At 69.4% G+C, this 14625-nt stretch carries 16 protein-coding genes and 1 pseudogene; 15 read left to right on the forward strand and 2 right to left on the reverse strand.

From position 1 onward, the window contains the following. The first annotated feature begins 56 nt into the window (after positions 1 to 56). The 8 genes from AWC03_RS05500 (at position 57) to AWC03_RS05535 (ending at position 7616) form a co-directional block, all read left to right on the forward strand. On the forward strand, positions 57 to 1226 hold the full coding sequence (locus AWC03_RS05500; RefSeq protein ID WP_085239484.1) for a CaiB/BaiF CoA transferase family protein: 1170 nt from the start codon (positions 57 to 59) through the stop codon (positions 1224 to 1226). Positions 1227 to 1362: 136 nt separating this feature from the next. Beyond that, positions 1363 to 1953, forward strand: a complete 591-nt coding sequence (locus AWC03_RS05505) for a hypothetical protein (RefSeq protein ID WP_085239485.1) — start codon at positions 1363 to 1365, stop codon at positions 1951 to 1953. Further along, the gene (locus AWC03_RS05510; protein WP_085239486.1) at positions 1953 to 2657 is read left to right on the forward strand and encodes an NIPSNAP family protein; all 705 of its coding nucleotides are present in this window, start codon (positions 1953 to 1955) and stop codon (positions 2655 to 2657) included. Before AWC03_RS05505 ends, AWC03_RS05510 begins: the two co-directional genes overlap by 1 nt. A gap of 17 nt (positions 2658 to 2674) precedes the next feature. Then, a complete protein-coding gene (locus AWC03_RS05515; RefSeq protein ID WP_085239536.1) occupies positions 2675 to 3883 on the forward strand; it encodes a cytochrome P450 in 1209 nt (402 codons plus the stop codon). 1 nt (position 3884) lies between these two features. Next, positions 3885 to 4853 carry a zinc-binding dehydrogenase gene (locus AWC03_RS05520; RefSeq protein WP_085239487.1) on the forward strand — a complete coding sequence of 323 codons (969 nt, stop codon included), beginning with the start codon at positions 3885 to 3887 and terminating at the stop codon, positions 4851 to 4853. After that, entirely contained in the window at positions 4850 to 5611 is a 762-nt protein-coding gene (locus tag AWC03_RS05525; RefSeq protein ID WP_085239488.1) for an HpcH/HpaI aldolase family protein, read from the forward strand. Before AWC03_RS05520 ends, AWC03_RS05525 begins: the two co-directional genes overlap by 4 nt. Beyond that, positions 5608 to 6342 (forward strand): SDR family NAD(P)-dependent oxidoreductase, encoded by a 735-nt coding sequence (locus AWC03_RS05530; RefSeq protein ID WP_085239489.1) that lies wholly within the window; start codon positions 5608 to 5610, stop codon positions 6340 to 6342. Before AWC03_RS05525 ends, AWC03_RS05530 begins: the two co-directional genes overlap by 4 nt. 80 nt (positions 6343 to 6422) lie before the next feature. Then, complete coding sequence (locus tag AWC03_RS05535) at positions 6423 to 7616, forward strand: enolase C-terminal domain-like protein (RefSeq protein WP_085239490.1); 1194 nt, start codon at positions 6423 to 6425, stop codon at positions 7614 to 7616. 3 nt (positions 7617 to 7619) lie between these two features. Here the strand turns inward: AWC03_RS05535 and AWC03_RS05540 are convergent, their stop codons facing one another. Then, positions 7620 to 8729, reverse strand: coding sequence for an alcohol dehydrogenase catalytic domain-containing protein (locus tag AWC03_RS05540; RefSeq protein WP_085239537.1), 1110 nt, complete (start codon positions 8727 to 8729; stop codon positions 7620 to 7622). Between the two features lie 14 nt (positions 8730 to 8743). Here AWC03_RS05540 and AWC03_RS05545 point away from each other — a divergent pair, with 14 nt between their 5' ends. The 3 genes and pseudogenes from AWC03_RS05545 to AWC03_RS28195 form a co-directional block, all read left to right on the forward strand. Continuing rightward, positions 8744 to 9235 carry an acyl-CoA thioesterase gene (locus tag AWC03_RS05545; RefSeq protein ID WP_085239491.1) on the forward strand — a complete coding sequence of 164 codons (492 nt, stop codon included), beginning with the start codon at positions 8744 to 8746 and terminating at the stop codon, positions 9233 to 9235. 93 nt (positions 9236 to 9328) lie between these two features. Continuing rightward, the gene (locus AWC03_RS05550; protein ID WP_085239492.1) at positions 9329 to 9769 is read left to right on the forward strand and encodes an SRPBCC family protein; all 441 of its coding nucleotides are present in this window, start codon (positions 9329 to 9331) and stop codon (positions 9767 to 9769) included. After that, positions 9765 to 10005, forward strand: a pseudogene (locus AWC03_RS28195) (gamma-glutamyl-gamma-aminobutyrate hydrolase family protein); the annotation flags it as partial. The gene AWC03_RS05550 and the pseudogene AWC03_RS28195, both read left to right, overlap by 5 nt. Here AWC03_RS28195 and AWC03_RS05560 read toward each other — a convergent pair. Continuing rightward, entirely contained in the window at positions 9934 to 10620 is a 687-nt protein-coding gene (locus AWC03_RS05560) for a GntR family transcriptional regulator (RefSeq protein ID WP_085239493.1), read from the reverse strand. The pseudogene AWC03_RS28195 and the gene AWC03_RS05560 sit on opposite strands and share 72 nt — an antisense overlap. 162 nt (positions 10621 to 10782) lie before the next feature. Between AWC03_RS05560 and fadD5 the strand changes: the two genes are divergently transcribed. The 4 genes from fadD5 to AWC03_RS05580 form a co-directional block, all read left to right on the forward strand. Further along, positions 10783 to 12411 carry a fatty-acid--CoA ligase FadD5 gene (fadD5, locus tag AWC03_RS05565; RefSeq protein WP_085239494.1) on the forward strand — a complete coding sequence of 543 codons (1629 nt, stop codon included), beginning with the start codon at positions 10783 to 10785 and terminating at the stop codon, positions 12409 to 12411. Between the two features lie 262 nt (positions 12412 to 12673). Next, positions 12674 to 13489: an MlaE family ABC transporter permease gene (locus AWC03_RS05570; RefSeq protein WP_085239495.1), complete on the forward strand. Its 816-nt coding sequence runs from the start codon at positions 12674 to 12676 to the stop codon at positions 13487 to 13489. Between the two features lies 1 nt (position 13490). Continuing rightward, on the forward strand, positions 13491 to 14360 hold the full coding sequence (locus AWC03_RS05575) for an MlaE family ABC transporter permease (protein WP_085239496.1): 870 nt from the start codon (positions 13491 to 13493) through the stop codon (positions 14358 to 14360). A gap of 5 nt (positions 14361 to 14365) precedes the next feature. Continuing rightward, a partial coding sequence (locus AWC03_RS05580; RefSeq protein ID WP_142278326.1) for an MlaD family protein occupies positions 14366 to 14625 on the forward strand: 260 nt, incomplete at its 3' end.

The raw sequence follows: 14625 nt of genomic DNA on the forward strand, positions 1-14625 counted from the left end.
GGCGGGTCCCGTGTTCACTGCGTACGATCCGGTTGACGGAAGGCAGGGACCAACCCATGGCGGGACCAATGGAGGGCGTCAAGGTCGTCGAGCTCGGGGTGTGGGTCGCCGGCCCGGCGACCGGCGGCATCCTGGCCGACTGGGGTGCCGACGTCGTCAAGATCGAACCGCCGGGCGGCGACCCGGGCCGGATGTTCGGCAAGATGCTGGGCTGCGACCTGGGGGTGAACCCGCCTTTCGAAATGGACAACCGCTCCAAGCGCAGCGTCGTGCTCGACCTCACCGAGGAGGCCGGTCGCGACACGGCGTTCGAATTGCTCGACGGCGCGGACGTTTTCGTGACCAACGTGCGGCCGGCCGCGTTGCAGCGGCTGGGGTTCGACTACGAAGCGGTGGCGGCCCGCAACCCGCGGCTGGTCTACGGGCTGATCACGGGCTACGGCGAGACCGGGCCCGACGCCGACCGGGCCGCCTACGACGTGGCCGCGTTCTGGTCACGGGCGGGCGTCGCGCATCTGCTCACCCGGCCCGGCGACACCCCGCCCTTCCAGCGCGGCGGCATGGGCGATCACTCCGCCGGCATGACGCTGGCGGCCGCCGTCTGCGCGGCGCTGGTCGCCCGCGCGCGCACCGGCACCGGCCAACTGGTGAGCACCTCGCTGTACCGCCAGGGCGCCTACACCGTGAGCTTCGACCTCAACACCTACCTGCTGACCGGCCAGCCGATCGCGATCGGGCAACGCGAATCGATGGGCAACCCGTGCATGAACAACTACGCCACGGCCGACGGCCGCCGATTCTGGATCGTCGGGCTCGAAGGCGATCGGCACTGGCCCCCGCTGTGCCGCGCGGTCGGCCACCCGGAGTGGCTTTCCGACCCCCGGTTCAGCGACGCGTACTCGCGGTTCGTCAACGCGGTCGAGCTGATCGCCGAGCTGGACGCGGTCTTTGCCACCCGCACGCTCGACGAATGGGCTCAGGTCTTCGCCGCCGAGCCGGATTTCTTCTGGTCGCCGGTGAACAGCCTCGAAGACGTCGTGGCCGACGAGCAATTCCACGCCGCGGGCGGCATCGTCGACGTCCCGGACGGGCAATCCAGCGTCGCGATGGTGGCCACACCGGCCGATTTCCACGGCACCCCGTGGGCACCGCGTTCTGCCGCACCGGAACTCGGGCAGCACACCGAGGAAGTCCTCGCCGAACTCAAGGCGCGCCGCGGCTCGTGACCACCGGTCGCGCCTTTACAAATTCCCTCACAAGTGTCACGCTGTCCGGTGTGTCGCGTGAGCGGCCCCAGCCCAGGACAAGCGTTGCGATAAACGCCGAAGCACGGATTCGGTGCGGCGGTGAGGAACGGATTGAATGGTCACGTCAACGTTCGACATCAGGGAAGGCAGCCGGGTCGACGCCCGGGCGAGCCGTGCTGACCGGGAGTGCCTGCGATACCGGCTCGACGTCATCGCGGTCAGCGCCGCCGACGTGGTCCGATCGGCCGGAGGTTGGCTCTACGATCGGGCGATGGCCGGCTGGCAGGTGACGGTGCTGCTGCCGAGCGGCAGCGACTCCCGGTCCCTGCGGATCCTCGGTGCGCACACGGTGGACTTCGAGGAGCAATTCGCCGCGACAGGTCCCCGCCGGGCGAGCCAGAGCCTGGCGGTGAGCGCCGAGGCGTTCACCGCGGATGTGCGCGTGCGCGACACGGTGCTCGCGTCGCTCGACGACCGGCTGACCGAAGTCGCCTTGTGGGGCCGGGCGCCCTCCGGGTGGCCCCTACGGGTGGACCGGGGGGTGGCCAGGGCGCAGTATGCGCTCAGCGCGGCCGCCCGAAGGTTCAAGGGCCATGCGCTGGCCGCGGCCGGGATCGATTGTCCCGCGGTCGATTCCACCGAGACGCTGCTCTGCGACCTGGCGACCTGCGGACGCGGTGATTCAGGGCTGGTCCGGCTCGACTGATGAAGAAGTATCACCGGCACACACTGCTCTATCTGCACGAGACGATCTCGCTCGGCTCCGGGCGAAGCGACTGCTTCACCGAGGTCTTCACCGACACCTACCGGCCGATGATGGACGAGCTCGGTGCCCGGCTGTTCGCGATCTGGGAGAGCACGCCCTACAACGGTCACTGGCCGCAGGTGACGATCATCTGGGAGATCGACGGGTTCGCCGACTATGCGCGCATCGGGGCGGCCCAGGCCCGCGGCGGCAGTCACGAGGCCGCGTTCGGCAAGTGGTCGGCCTTTCTGGCCGACATCGGCGCCGCCGGGGAGGGCCGCATCATGTACCCGGGGCCCAGCAACAAGACCCTCGCCCAGCTGCGGGAGGCCAATTTCACTGCGCCGCTGGTGATTCAGGAGATCATGCAGACCAAGCCGGGGCGTCAGGACGACTACATCCGCGAACTGGAGCGGCTCTACGTCCCCTGGTCGGAACGCACCGGCAAGCGCTGGCTGGGGTCCTTCACGACGACGTTTCGCTACAACGAGGTCATCCACTACTGGGCGCTGGACGGCGGCTGGCAATGCTTCGCCGACCACTACCCGTCGTGGAAGGAAAGCCCACCCGCCGAGATCGTCACCTGGATGAGTGTGGCGCCCGCCCTGCGCGACGGCTGGGAAGACTCGATCCTGCAGGCCCTACCGCCGTCGCCGCTGCAGTGACGGGGCAGCAAGAGGCCGTGAACTTCTCCTACGACCCCTTCGACGCGCGGGTGATGGCCAATCCGCTGCCGTACTACCGCATCCTTCGCGATCACCACCCCGTGTACTACATGCCGCAGTGGGACACCTTCGCCCTGTCCCGCTTCGAGGACGTCTGGCAGGTGCTGGAGGTCAACGACGGGACGTTCGTCGCGTCGGAAGGGACCCTGCCGGCGGCGTCGGTCTTGGCCACGCACAACACCGGCCCGGTGGCCGACCCGCCGCTGCACCCGCTGCCGTTCCACGCCGTGTTCGACACGGATCTGTACGCGGAGATCCGGCGGGCGCACTCCGGGCCGCTGCGCCCCCGGGCCGTCGCCGGGTGGGAGGCCCGAATCCGCGCGCTGGCCAACGAGCGCCTCGACGAGCTGCTTCCCCGCGGTTCGTTCGACCTGACCCAGGACTACGGCGGCATCGTCGTGGCGTCGGTCGTATGCGAACTGCTCGGCATCCCAACCGATCTCGCGCCGCAAGTCCTCGCGGCGGTCAACGCCGGCAGCCTCGCCGAGCCCGGCGTCGGGGTGGACACCGCCGAAGCGCGGCCCAACTATTTCGAGTACCTGCTGCCGGCCGTCCGCCGCCGCCGGGACCGCTCCGGGGATCCGCTGGCCGTCGTGGACGGCCTGCTCGGCTACCGCCTGCCCGACGGCAGCCCGCTCGACGACGTCGAGGTCGCCACCCAGATGCTGTGCATCTTCATCGGCGGCACCGAGACCGTGCCCAAGATCGTCGCCCACGGGCTATGGGAGCTCGGCCGGCGGCCCGACCAGATGGCCGCGGTGCGCGCCGACCCCGAGAACAACGTGCCGATCGCGCGCGAGGAGATGATCCGGTACTGCGCGCCGGCGCAGTGGTTCGCCCGAACCGCGCGCAAGCCGTTCACCATCCACGACCAGACCATCCGGCCCGGCCAGCGAATCATCACCCTGCTCGCCTCGGCCAACCGCGACGAACGCGAGTACCCCCAGCCCGACGAATTCATCTGGGACAGGCCCATCCGGCGCTCCCTGGCCTTCGGCCGCGGCCAGCACTTCTGCATCGGCTACCACCTGGCCAGGCTGGAAGTCGCTGTGCTGCTACAGGAATGGCTGCGCCGGGTGCCCGACTACGCGATACAGGCCGAGGCCGCCCAACGGCTGCCCTCGAGTTTCCAGTGGGGATGGAACACCATCCCGGTGGAGGTCTGACGTGTGGTCCTACCGGATCGTCGCCCCCTATGTGTTCGAGCGGACATCGATTCCCGAGAAGACACCCGAGTGCCTCGCCGACGGCCAGGTATTGTTGCGGTTCACCGCGGCCGGTGTCTGCGGCAGCGACCTGCCGGCCTTCCACGGCGCGCGCGGCCGGCTGCCGGGCGACGACGGCACCAGCGCGGCCGAGAAGGACGGCTTCCCCATCCATGAAGTCACCGGCGAGGTGATCGCCAGCCGGCACGCCGACCACCGTCCCGGCGACCGCGTGGTGGGCTGGGCCTCCGGGTTCGACGGCATGATGGAACGCGTGGTCACTGACGGCGACGGTCTGGCGCCCTACGACCCGGCGCTCACCCCGGCGCAAGCGGTCGGCCTGCAACCACTGGCGTGCGTCCTGTACGCCCTCGAGCAACTGCCGGACCTCGCCGGCCAACACGTGGCGATCATCGGCCAGGGCTCCATCGGACTGCTGTTCTCCTACGTCGCCAAGGCGGCCGGCGCGCGGCGCGTCACCGGGGTCGACCCCGTCGACCGGTCAAGTCTGGCAACGGCATTCGGTGTCGACGACCCGGTACGCGCCACCAGCGACCGCTGGGTCAGCCGGCTTGCCGCCGCCGACCGCGCCGATGTCGTGATCGAGGCCGTCGGCCACCAGGTGGCCACCCTGGGCCACGCCATCGACGCGACCGCGCCCGGCGGCACGATCTTCTATTTCGGCGTCGCCGACGACGACGCCTATCCGATCAGCATGCGCAGCATGCTGCGCAACAACCTGACGCTGAAGTCCGGCGTCACCCTGGACCGGCGGCGGATGCTGGAGCTCGCGGGGAAGTTCGCCACCGAACATCCCGGGCTGCTCGCCACCTACCTCACGCACACGTTCGGCATCGACGACGTGCAGGCCGCCTTCGAGCTGGCCTGCCGTCCCGTCCCGGAGCGCGTCAAGATCGCGATCGCCGGATGACCGAGAACTCGCGGAGCGCTCTGCACAAGGCGCTGGACCGGGCCACCCCCGTCTGGGGTGGCTGGGTCACCGGGCCCACGCTGCTCGGCCCCGAGGAATTCGCCCGCGCCGGTTACGATTACGTGGGTTTCGACGCCCAGCACGGCTACCTCGACGACGCCGACATCGCCGGCATGCTGCGCCGGACCGAGCACCTGCCCATCGGCACGCTGGTGCGGCTGCCCAACGCCGACGCGGCCCCGATCGGGCGCGTACTCGACGCCGGCGCCGACGCCGTCGTCATCGCCATGATCGAGTCGGCGGACCAGGCCGCCGCGGCCGTGGCCGCCACCCGCTACCCGCCCGCGGGCATCCGCAGCTTCGGCCCCCTGCGCGCCGACCTCGGCCGCGACACCGCCGCGCTCGAGTCCCGGGTCAGCGTGTTCGCCATGATCGAGACGGCCGCGGCGCTGTCCGGCCTCGACCGGATCTGCGCCGTCGACGGGCTCGCCGGGCTCTACGTCGGGCCCGCGGACCTGGCCCTCTCGCTGGGCGTGCGCGTGGACGGCGCAACCAGAGATCCCGCCGTCCTGGATGCCATCGTGCGAATCCACCGGGCGGCCAACGAGGCCGGGCTGGTGACCGGCATTCACGCCGGGGACGGCCCGACGGGGCGCGCCATGGCCAAGCTGGGCTTCTCCATGATCACCCTGGCCGCCGAATCACACGCGCTGCGGCGCGGGGCCGCCGAGCACCTGCGGGAGGCGACCGAACCATGAACGATGCTCCACGCGTCGCACTGGTGACCGGCGCGGCCGGCGGGCAGGGCTGGGCCATCGCCAAACGCCTACGCGCCGAGGGCTACTCGGTGGCCGCCTGCGACCGGCGCGCGCACGAACTGGCCACCGCGGTCGGCGAACTGGGCGACGACAAGGTGATCGCGCTCGAACTCGACGTCACCTCGGAGGCGGGTTGGCGCTCGGCCGTCGACACCACGATCGGACGGTTCGGCGCGCTGACCACGCTGGTCAACGGCGCCGGCGTGCTGCACCGGGCCTCGCTGGCCGACGAGACCGCCGAGGGCTTCGAAAATTCCTGGCGGGTCAACTGTTTCGGGGCCTTCCTGGGTATCCACGCGGCGCTGAACCACCTGCGCGCGGCGCAGCACGCCGCCGTCGTCAACATCTGCAGCACCGGAGCCATCCGCGCCTTCCCGCACCACGCCGCCTACGGTTCGGCGAAGTGGGCCCTGCGCGGCCTGACCCAGAACGCGGCCGCGGAACTGGCCCCCCTCGGCATCCGGGTCAACGCCGTGTTCCCCGGACCGATCGCGACACCGATGCTCGACGACGCGACCCAACTGCGGCTCGCGGCGTCGTCGGCCTTCGGGCGCATCGGCCAGCCGAGCGAGATCGCCGACGCCGTCGCGTTCCTGGTCTCCGAGCGGGCGTCGTTCATCACCGGTTCGGAACTGGTCGTCGACGGCGGCCAATGCGTGCAGGTGCGATGAGGAGGTCCGAGGTCGGCATCGTCGGCGCGGGACCTTCGCCCCTACTCTGAGCGCCCGGGTCCTCGGCAGAATGTGCTGCCATGAAGATCACCGGCCTCGAGGTCGTGCCGTTCGAGTCGTTCGTGGATCGAATCTCATTCGGCCAGCTGATGACCGACCACCCCGTGGTGCAGACCGTGACCAAGGTGCTCACCGACGAGGGGATCGAGGGCTATTACTTCGGCGGTCACTTCCACGGCGACCAGGACGGCCTGCTGCCCGGCGATCAGGCGATCATCCGGCAATTCCTGAGCCCGCTGCTGGCCGGGCACGACCCATTCGACCGGGCGGAGATCTGGCGGCAACTGTGGGCGGCGAAGCTCCCCGAAAACGTCTGCAGCGTCATCGATCTCGCGCTGTGGGATCTGGCCGGCCGGGCCGCGGGGCTGCCCGTGCACAAACTGCTGGGCGGCGCCCGGGACCGGGTCAAGGCCTATGCGAGCAGCTTCAACAACCTCGGATCCCCCGACGATTACGCCGCCCACGCCGTCGAGTGCAAGCGGCAGGGCTACGCCGCCTACAAGATTCACCCCTACCACTACTGGAATCCGGCGACAGGTCAGTTCGCGCTGCCGCGGCCGTCCTACGTGGACTGGGACATCCGGGTGTGCCGCGAGGTTCGGGCGGCCGTCGGCGACGAGATGGTGTTGATGTTCGACCCCTGGGGCACCTACCACACCCACCAAGACGCGCTGCGGGTCGGCCGTGAGCTGGAGCGGTTGGGCTTCTACTGGTACGAGCATCCGATGCCGGAGTACCGGGTCGAGGCCTACCGGCGACTCGGCGACGAACTCGACATCCCGATCTGCTCACCCGAGATCGCCGAGGGCGGCATCTACACCCGCGCCGACTGGATCCTGCGCGGGGCCTCCGACATCAGCCGCATCGACGTCCTGCGCGGCGGCATCACGGGCGTGATGAAGCTGGCCGGGATGTGCGAGTCGGTCGGCATGCGCTGCGAGCTCCACATGAGCGGCTTCGGCAACCTGCAGGTGCTCGGCGCCACCAGCGAGGACGTCTGCGAATACTACGAGCGCGGCCTGCTCGGGCCCGGGGCCCGCTACGACGTCGCGCCGCCGTACCTCAGCGCGCCGTGCGACCCGCTCACGCAGGACGGATTCGTCGCGATACCGTCGGCGCCCGGGCTCGGCTACGAAATCCGTTGGGACTACATCGAAGACCACCGGCTGCCGGACGTGGCGGTGGAACCCGTCGCGCCCCTGCACCCGAGATAGCGGCTAGTCGAACCTGATGAGCTGCCGGACGGCGATGCCGTCGGCCAGATTGTCCATCGCCTCGTTGATCTGATCCAGCCGGATCGAGGACGACACCAGCGATTCCACCGGCAGCCGGCCCGCCTGCCAGAGCGCGACGAAGCGGGGGATGTCGCGGCTGGGCACCGCCGAGCCCAGGTAACTGCCGATCAGGGAGCGGCCCTCGGCCACGAAACCCAACGGCGACAACGTGATTCGCGCGGCCGGCGGCGGCAGGCCGACAGTGATGGTGCGGCCGCCGGGCGCGGTCAGGTCGATGGCCGTCTCGAGCGCGGCGGGATGGCCGACGGCCTCGATGACCACGGCGGCCTTGACCCCCGCGTCCACCGCCTGCTGCGGCGTGTACGCCTCGTGCGCGCCCTGGGCGCGGGCGGCGGCCAGTTTGTCGGGTAACTGGTCGACGGCAACGACGCGCACGCCGTCATAGGTGAGCGCCGTGAGCACCGCAGCCATGCCGACGCCGCCGAGGCCGACGACGGCGACTGTCTGACCCGGCCGCGGATCGCCCACGTTGAGCACGGCGCCACCGCCGGTCAGCACCGCGCAGCCCAGCAGCGCCGCGACCTCGGGCGGCACGTCGGGCGGCACCGGAACCACACTGGCGCGGTTGACGACGGCGTGCGTCGCGAAACCCGAAACGCCGAGGTGGTGGTGCACCGGGTGGCCGGCCTGGCTGAGCCGGATGTCGCCGCCCAGCAGCGTCCCGTCGGCGTTGGCCGCGCTCCCCGGCTCGCAGGGCGTCAGGCCCTCGGTCGCGCACGCCGCGCAATGACCACACCGCGGCAAGAACACCAGCACCACCCGCTGGCCGACGGCGAGGTCGGTGACGCCGTCACCGAGCTGCTCGACGATTCCGGCCGCCTCGTGCCCGAGCAGCATGGGCATGGGACGCACCCGGTTACCGTCGACCACCGACAGGTCGGAGTGACACACGCCCGCCGCCTCGATGCGGATCATCACCTCACCGCTGCCCGGCGGCTCCAGGTCGAGATCGACGACGCGGATCGGCCGGGACTCGGCGTACGGGCGGGCCAGTCCGGTCCGGTCCAGCACGGCACCGCGAATCCGAACCATGTTGGAATACAACCATGGCTTCGGACCCCCCGGTCTCGCCGGCTCCGGCGGTGCCGCCGGCACCGGACGGGCTCACCAGCGACGACTTCCCGGTGCGGTGGCCGGTGGGCACCCGGTGGGCCGACAACGACATGTTCGGCCACCTCAACAACGCGGTGTACTACCAGTTGTTCGACACCGCGATCAACGCCTGGATCAACACCGGCACCGGACTGGACCCGCTCACCACACCCGCCCTGGGCATCGTCGCCGAATCCGGCTGCCGGTACTTCTCGGAACTGCATTTCCCCGAGGCTCTGGTGGTGGGCGTGGCGGTGACCCGGTTGGGCCGCAGCAGCGTCACGTACCGGCTCGGCGTGTTCCGGCCGGCGCAGGCCGAGCAGGCGCAGCCCATCACCGCGCTGGGGCACTGGGTCCACGTCTACGTCGACCGGTCCAGCCGCAAGCCGGTTCCGATCCCCGACGCCGTCCGCGCGTTGCTGTCCACGGCGGTCGTGGACCGGTAGGCCGAGATCACCCGTCGCAGCGGCGTTTTCGCGCGCCCCGCGGCCCGGGCCGCAGCGGCGGAGCGGACCCGCGGCCCCGGCTATGCTTCGCCAATGCCAGTTATGAGCAAGACCGTCGAGGTCCGCGCCGACGCCGCCAGGATCATGGGCATCGTCGCCGACTTCGAGGCCTACCCGCAGTGGAACGAGGAGATCAAGGGCCTGTGGGTGCTCGCCCGCTACGACGACGGGCGCCCCAGCCAGCTGCGGCTCGACACCGACTACCAAGGCATGCAAGGCATGTTCATCCAGGCCGTGTATTACCCGGGGGAAAACCAGATCCAGACCGTGCTGCAGCAGGGCGACCTCTTCACCAAGCAGGAACAGCTGTTCAGCGTGGTGGAGCTGGGCGAGTCGAGCCTGCTGACCGTGGATCTGGACGTCGAGACCTCGATGCCGGTGCCCGCGCCGATGGTCAAGCAGCTCCTCAACAACGTCCTGGACCACCTGGCCGAGAAGCTCAAACAGCGCGCCGAACAGCTGGCCACCGGCTAGGTCCGATGGCGGCGACCCGCTTCGCCCGGCTTGGCCGCGCTCGCGATCGCCGCTGGGTCCGATGGCGGCGACCCGCTTCGCCCGGCTTCGCCGCGCTCGCGATCGCCGCTGGGTCCGATGGCGGCGACCCGCTTCGCCCGGTTTGGCCGCGCTCGCGATCGCCGTTAGGGACCGGTGCGGTCCCGCGTCTCGATCAGCCGCGCGGCCGCGTCGGTGAACTGCCAGACGGTGTGCTCGATCACCGCCGCCGCATCCCGCCGGCGCAGCGCGGCGATCAGCTGCCGGTGATTCTCGACGGCGGCCGCGCCCCACTGCTGATCGGCGGCGTACACCAGCACCGGCATGTAGCGCGCGGCGTTGAGCAGGAACCAGGCCAGCTTGATGCGGCCGCTCGCCTGATTGAAGACCCGGTGGAACGCGAACTCGATGCCCGCGATGGTCTCCGCGTCACTGGACCCGACGGCCGCGGCGAGCGCCTCGTTGATGCGCTCGAGCTCGTTGATGTCGGCGTCGGTGATGTGGTCGGTGGCGGCGGCCGCCAGCTCCCTGGCGATGGTGGCCTGCAGCCAGAAGATGTCCTCGATGTCTTGGCGCGTCAGCGGCAGCACGACGTGGCCGCGGTGCGGTTCGAGTTGCACCATGCCCTCGCCGCGCAGCTTCAGCAGCGCCTCGCGCACCGGTGTGACGCTGACGCCGAGCTCGGCCGCGGTCTCGTCCAGCCGGATGAACGTGCCCGGCCGCAGGGTCCCGGACATGATCGCCGCCCGCAGGTGGCCCGCGACCTCGTCGGACAACTGCGCCCGGCGCAGCGGCCGTCGGCTCCTCAGTCGCGTGGATATCGGTGCGTTCACGGGGGCTGCCAGGGCTTTCGGGGGCTTCGGGGAGGTTGGTCTGAAACTTTTGTCGGGGCTTGTCAGCAGGGCCTCAAGGCCATAATGTGACCCACACAACACCATGTTTTATCAAATATCAACCTGGCGCAAGCGGTGCTCGAGTGAAGGGAAAGGGCTGAGTTGACCGCGCAATTGGCGAGCCATCTGGCACGGGGAACCGAACAGCCGTATCTGGCCCGGCGACAGAACTGGGTGACCCAGCTCGAGCGGCACGCCCTGATGCAGCCTGGTGCGACGGCGTTGCGGTTCCTCGGGAAGACCGTGACGTGGGGGGAGTTGCGGGACCGGGTGTCGGCGCTGGCCGATGCGCTGAGCCGTCGGGGAGTCGGCTTCGGCGATCGGGTGATGGTGCTGATGCTCAACCGCACCGAATTCGTCGAGTCGGTGCTGGCGGTCAACATGCTCGGCGGCATCGCCGTTCCGCTGAACTTCCGGCTCACCGCCGCCGAAATCGCGTTCCTGGTTCAGGACTGCGAAGCGCGCGTGATGATCACCGAATCGGTGCTCGCCCCGGTGGCGACCGGGGTCCGCGACGTCGAGCCCCTGCTGGGCACGATCGTCGTGGCCGGCGGCTCGACCGACGACAGCGTGCTGGGCTACGAAGACTTGATCAACGAGCCCGGGCCCTCGCACCAGCCCGTCGACATCCCCAACGATTCGCCGGCGCTGATCATGTACACGTCGGGCACCACCGGCCGCCCGAAGGGTGCCGTGCTGACCCACACCAACCTGACCGGCCAGACCATGACGGGGCTGTACACCAACGGCGCCGATCTCAACAGCGACGTCGGGTTCATCGGGGTCCCGTTCTTTCACATCGCCGGCATCGGCAACATGCTGACCGGCATGCTGCTCGGCACGCCGACGGTGATCTACCCGCTCGGAGCGTTCGAGCCGGGACAATTGCTCGACGTGCTGGCCGAGGAGAAGGTCACCGGGCTCTTCCTGGTGCCCGCACAGTGGCAGGCGGTCTGCGCCGAGCAGCGGGCGCGTCCGCGCGACCTGAGATTGCGGGTGATCTCGTGGGGGGCCGCGCCGGCGCCCGACGCGCTGCTGCGCGAGATGTCGGCGACGTTCCCCGGAGCTCAGATCCTCGCCGCGTTCGGCCAGACCGAGATGTCGCCGGTCACCTGCATGCTGCTGGGCGAGGACGCGATCCGCAAACGCGGATCGGTCGGCAAGGTTATTCCGACCGTGGCCGCCCGCGTGGTCGACGAAAACATGAACGACGTACCCATCGGCGAGGTCGGCGAAATCGTTTACCGCGCACCGACTTTGATGAGTGGCTACTGGAACAACCCGGAGGCCACCGCGGAGGCGTTCGCGGGCGGCTGGTTCCATTCCGGGGACCTGGTCCGGATGGACTCCGACGGCTACGTCTGGGTGGTGGACCGCAAGAAGGACATGATCATCTCGGGCGGTGAGAACATCTACTGTGCCGAGGTGGAAAACGTGCTGGCCAGCCATCCGGGCATCGTCGAAGTCGCGGTGATCGGGCGTTCCCACGACAAGTGGGGTGAGGTGCCGATCGCGGTCGCGGCCGTCGCCGGCGACTCGCTGTTGCTCGACGAGCTGGAGGAATTCCTGACCGAGCGGCTGGCGCGGTACAAGCATCCCAAGGCGCTCGAGATCGTGGATGCGCTGCCGCGCAACCCGGCCGGCAAGGTGCTCAAGACTGAGCTACGTATTCGCTACGGGTCTGCAAATATCGACGAAAGTCGTTCCACCGCAAGAGGTTTAAATGCCTGAGAGGAAAGCTGACGGAAACTGTAACGTTTGCCCGTTGTTGACGAAGGGTTAATTGTGCAGATGCAGTTCACACGTGCTTGGCCATCGGGTACATTCCTGTGGTCTCCGTTACTACTTGCCAGTAGGGAGCCGATGGTCACACACGTTGGATTGAGGCGGAGCGGGGGCACCACCTCGACCGCGAAGCGGCGAGGGGGCGAGGCGTGCGACACGATCCGCCGTGGCGCCGTGAGGCGCGCGGTACCAGCTGGAGGGGGCAGCGGTGACTTCAACGTCGGCTAGTCGGCAGGGCCCCTATTTGGTGGGGTACCTGCGCGACCAGCTGCAGACGCCGCTGACGGTCATCGGCGGGTTTTTCCGGATGTGCGTGCTGACCGGAAGGGCGTTGTTCCGCTGGCCGTTCCAGTGGCGCGAGTTCGTCCTGCAGTGCTGGTTCATCATGCGGGTGGCGTTCCTGCCGACCATCATGGTGTCGATCCCGCTGACCGTCTTGCTGATCTTCACGCTCAACGTGCTGCTGGCGCAGTTCGGCGCCGCCGACCTGTCGGGGGCGGGCGCGGCGATCGGCGCCGTCACCCAGCTCGGCCCGCTCACCACGGTGCTGGTGGTGGCCGGCGCCGGTTCGACGGCGATCTGCGCCGACCTCGGTGCGCGCACCATCCGCGAGGAGATCGACGCGATGGAGGTGCTCGGCATCGACCCCATCCACCGGCTGGTGGTGCCGCGGGTGATCGCCGCGACCCTGGTCGCCACCTTGCTCAACGGCCTGGTGATCACCGTCGGCCTGGTCGGCGGCTACCTGTTCGGCGTCTATCTGCAGAACGTCTCCGGTGGCGCCTACCTGGCCACCCTGACCACGATCACCGGCCTGCCGGAGGTGGTCATCGCGACCGTCAAGGCCGCGACGTTCGGTCTGATCGCCGGGCTGGTCGGCTGCTACCGCGGCCTGACGGTGCGCGGCGGGTCCAAGGGCCTGGGCACCGCCGTCAACGAGACCGTCGTGCTCTGCGTCGTCGCGCTGTATGCGGTCAACGTGGTGCTGACGACCATCGGCGTGCGATTCGGAACGGGCCACTGACATGTCGACCGCTGCCGTATTACGCTCCCGCTTCCCGCGGGCGGTGGAAAACCTCAACCGCTACGGCGGCGCCGCGGGCCGCGGGCTCGACGACATCGGCCAGATGGCCTGGTTCGGGGTGCAGGCCCTCGGGCACGTCCCGCACGCGCTGCGCAACTACCGCAAGGAGACGTTGCGGCTGATCGCCCAGATCGGCATGGGCACCGGCGCGATGGCCGTCATCGGCGGCACGGTCGCGATCGTCGGCTTCGTCACCCTGTCGGGTAGCTCCCTGGTGGCCATCCAGGGCTTCGCCTCGCTGGGCAACATCGGCGTCGAGGCGTTCACCGGATTCTTCGCCGCGCTGATCAACGTGCGCATCGCCGCCCCGGTCGTCACCGGCATCGCGATGGCCGCCACCGTCGGCGCGGGCGCCACGGCGGAGTTGGGCGCCATGCGCATCAGCGAAGAGATCGACGCCCTGGAAGTCATGGGCATCAAGTCGATTTCGTTCCTGGCGACCACCCGGATCATGGCCGGCCTGGTGGTCATCATTCCGCTCTACGCGCTGGCCATGATCATGTCGTTCCTGTCCCCGCAGATCACCACCACGGTGCTCTATGGGCAGTCCAACGGCACCTATGAGCACTACTTCCGGACGTTCCTGCGTCCCGACGACGTGTTCTGGTCCTTTCTGGAAGCCATCATCATCACGGCGGTCGTGATGATCACCCACTGCTTCTACGGCTACAACGCCGGCGGCGGGCCCGTCGGTGTCGGCGAGGCCGTCGGCCGGTCGATGCGTTTCTCGCTGGTATCGGTTCAGGTCGTTGTTCTGGCTGCCGCGTTGGCGCTCTACGGCGTCAACCCCAACTTCGCGCTCACGGTGTAGCCGCCATGACGTCGCCGGTGAAGGTCAACCCGCCCCGCAAGCCGCCGTACAAGCTGGCGGGCGCCGCGGCGCTGGTCATCGCGCTGGTGGCGCTGGCCCTGGTCTACGGGCAGTTCCGCGGCGACTTCACCCCGAAGACCAAGCTGACGATGCTGGCGTCGCGGGCGGGGCTGGTGATGGATCCGGGCTCGAAGGTCACCTACAACGGGGTGGAGATCGGCCGGGTGGGCAACATCTCCGAGACCCTGCGCGACGGCAAGCCGGC

Source organism: Mycobacterium europaeum (assembly GCF_002102155.1).
Classification (GTDB): Bacteria; Actinomycetota; Actinomycetes; order Mycobacteriales; family Mycobacteriaceae; genus Mycobacterium; species Mycobacterium europaeum.